Genomic DNA, 2,904 nt, shown 5'->3' on the forward strand with positions numbered 1-2,904 from the left:
CGTCGTACATGATTCCGGCGCAGGTCGTGCACCTGGACACCCTCCCGCTGTCGGTGAACGGCAAACTCGACCGCAAGGCCCTGCCCGCACCGGAGGTCCGCTCGGCCGCCGCCGAGTACCAGCCGCCACGGACCGCGGCCGAACGGGCCGTCGCCACAGTGTTCGGCGAGGTCCTCGGTATCGACGGGGTCGGAGCCACGGACAGCTTCTTCGACCTCGGCGGCAACTCCCTGATCGCCACCCGGGTCGCGTCCGCGCTCGGGTCCGAACTGGACATCGACTTCCCGCTGCAGTGGATGTTCACCGACCCGACACCGCGGTCGCTGGGACAGCGCATCCAGAACGCGGCGACCGACGGAGCACACGACGCCGGTGCCTCGCTCGACGTGCTGCTCCCGATCCGCACCCGAGGGACGGCGGAGCCGCTGTTCTGCGTCCACCCGTTCATCGGGCTCGCCTGGAGCTACGCCGGACTGAGCCGGGAACTGACCGAGGACCGGCCGATCTACGGGCTGCAGTCGCCGGCGCTGACCGAGGACGAGCCGCACCCGGCGACGATCACCGACTTCGCGGATCGCTACGTCCAGGAGATCCGCTCGATCCAGCCGCACGGCCCGTACCACCTGGTGGGCTGGTCGCTGGGCGGGGTCATCGCTCACGAGATGGCCGTGCAGTTGCAGGCGGCGGGCGAAGAGGTGCGTCTGCTCGGACTCCTCGACAGCTACGTCGGACTCGACCGCAGCGTGGAGAACACCGCGACTACCGCGGATCTCCTCGGCGGTGCCGGCCTGGACCTGCCCGACGACGGTGTTCTCGACGAACTCGCGCCCGGCGGGCAATTCGACGCCGAGCGGGCGGCCGCGCTGCTCCGGGTCGTCGGCGGTCCACTGGCGGCACTCACCGCCCCGGAACTCGACCGGATCTATGGCAACGCGCTGCGGGCCCCCGACCTCATCGACGGACACCGCCCGAGAATGTTCGACGGCGAACTGGTGTTCTTCACCGCCGCCCTCGACGACGGCTTCCACATCGACCCGGTGACCTGCTGGGGCCCGTTCGTGCGCGGAAGGATCGACGAGCACCCGGTGGACGCGACGCACTGGACGATGACGACACCGGACGCTCTCGCCGCGATCGCGCCGCACCTCGAGCGTTCGCGGCGCCGGCCGCGGCACGCCGCGCCAGACACCGGCAGGGACACCGACCCGGACGACAGCGAGAACCGGCCGCACTCGGTGCGATGACCGCACCCCCCGCCGCTCAACCGACCGCAAGGTTTGGTTTGGGCGGTGATGGGGAAATACCACGAAATGTGAGCGGCTGTCGTGGAAATGAGCGGTTGACCACCCGGAACATCGTGAACGCCGGACCTGCCGTGGTTTCAGGGTGCCGGTTTCATACCCTAGGTGTGAGATTTGCCCGAAGAGAAGACCAAACCCTTGACTCCGCCGTACCGAATAGTAGATTGAGAGCGGTCATGTGACCTACCTCTCACACGGTATGGAAGCCCGGGAGGTCGGTCATACGTGGTTTCTTCGACTGCGTGTTCGGGGCGTGACGCTCGGTGCTTGGTGTGCTCGGAATGTAACGCGCCCGCGTTCAGCAGATCGGAGTACTTGGATGAGTCCTGTCGAGACGGTGACCAGCCCAGTGGCCTACAGAAGCTTGTCCGTGTCGAACATCCCGTCCCCGCCCGACATGGGGTCGCAGACCCCCCGGACCGCGCCGAAGGCGGGGTCGCAGGCACCCCGGACCACGCCGAAGGCGGGGTCGCAGGCACCCCGGACGCGGCGAACGCCGCCCCGGCAGGGCCGAGACGGCGTTCGTACGGTTCGGTGGCCTGTGTCAGGCTCCGCGGCGCTTCGCCTTCAGCAGGTCGAGGCGCTCCTTCAGCAGCTCTTCCAGTTCCTCCTTGGAACGGCGTTCGAGCAGCATGTCCCAGTGGGTACGCGGCGGCTTGACCTTCTTGGCCTCCGGCGCCGTGCCCTCGACCAGGGTTCCCTCGAGGCCGTTGCGGCACAGCCACGTACCGGGGATCTCGGCGTCGTCGGCGAAGGGAATGTCGAAGACCTCACCGTTGTCGCACCGGTACTTGGCCATCCGACGGGGCGCGAGGTCGTGGTCACGGTCGGTCTCGTAGCTCACCGCTCCGAGTCGACTCCCTCGAAGTACGCGATCTGCCATGGTTGTGTCCTCTCCTCGTTCGTCTCCGCGCGAGCACGCCTGGACCAGCACCAAGCGTTCACACTCATCTACAACGCCACGGCCTCCCGATTGGTTCCCGCACGCCGCGCAGATGCAACCTCGACATCTTACCGGGCGGGCTCGGGGGCGCCGCGCAGTAAGGTGGTCGACCATGACCAGCGCCTCCCGCAGACCGGATTCCTGTGTGTGGTGCGGACGCGAAGTGGCGGAGACGGGGATGGGCCGGCGTCGCCGGTACTGCCGCCAATCGTGCCGTCAACGCGCGTACGAGCAGCGCAACCAGGTCAAAGGCACCAGCATCCCCGCCGATGCGGTGGTGCTCACCTCGGAGGAAGCCTCCGCCATGGTCGACCGGGTTTTTCAGGTTCGATGTGCCGCCGAGGACGTGGCGACAGCCGTTGCCGAAGGTGCGGCGGCCCATGAGGTGGAGTCGCTGTGCGCCGACCTCGTGCAACTCGCACGTGAGGCCGAACGCTTCCGCTGAGCCTCGGACAGAGGCAGGGGAGCGTGGGACGCACTCTGCTCGACCGGTCCGACCGTCGCCGATCGATGGCGATTCCGAAACGAACATCACGAATCGACGCACATCGGGCCCGCACGTACAGCACGATCAGTACAGCGTGGGAGACCGGCGTCGGTTGGTCCGTCTCACGCGCAGGACTTGCGCATCCAAGGTCTTCTACCCGCTGGGGGAACGAG

3 protein-coding genes are annotated in these 2,904 nt (G+C 67.7%); 2 read left to right on the forward strand and 1 reads right to left on the reverse strand.

Annotation, left to right across the window (positions count from 1 at the left end):
* A partial coding sequence (locus tag P3H15_RS40110) for an alpha/beta fold hydrolase (protein WP_276142357.1) occupies window positions 1-1,244 on the forward strand: 1,244 nt, incomplete at its 5' end.
* A gap of 601 nt (window positions 1,245-1,845) precedes the next feature.
* Here P3H15_RS40110 and P3H15_RS40115 read toward each other — a convergent pair.
* Window positions 1,846-2,184, reverse strand: a complete 339-nt coding sequence (locus P3H15_RS40115; protein WP_005255751.1) for an RNA polymerase-binding protein RbpA — start codon at window positions 2,182-2,184, stop codon at window positions 1,846-1,848.
* 172 nt (window positions 2,185-2,356) lie between these two features.
* Between P3H15_RS40115 and P3H15_RS40120 the strand changes: the two genes are divergently transcribed.
* On the forward strand, window positions 2,357-2,689 hold the full coding sequence (locus P3H15_RS40120; protein WP_124393462.1) for a hypothetical protein: 333 nt from the start codon (window positions 2,357-2,359) through the stop codon (window positions 2,687-2,689).
* Window positions 2,690-2,904: the final 215 nt, after the last annotated feature.

This window comes from Rhodococcus sp. T2V (assembly GCF_029269925.1).
In the GTDB taxonomy this organism is placed as follows: domain Bacteria; phylum Actinomycetota; class Actinomycetes; order Mycobacteriales; family Mycobacteriaceae; genus Rhodococcus_F; species Rhodococcus_F koreensis.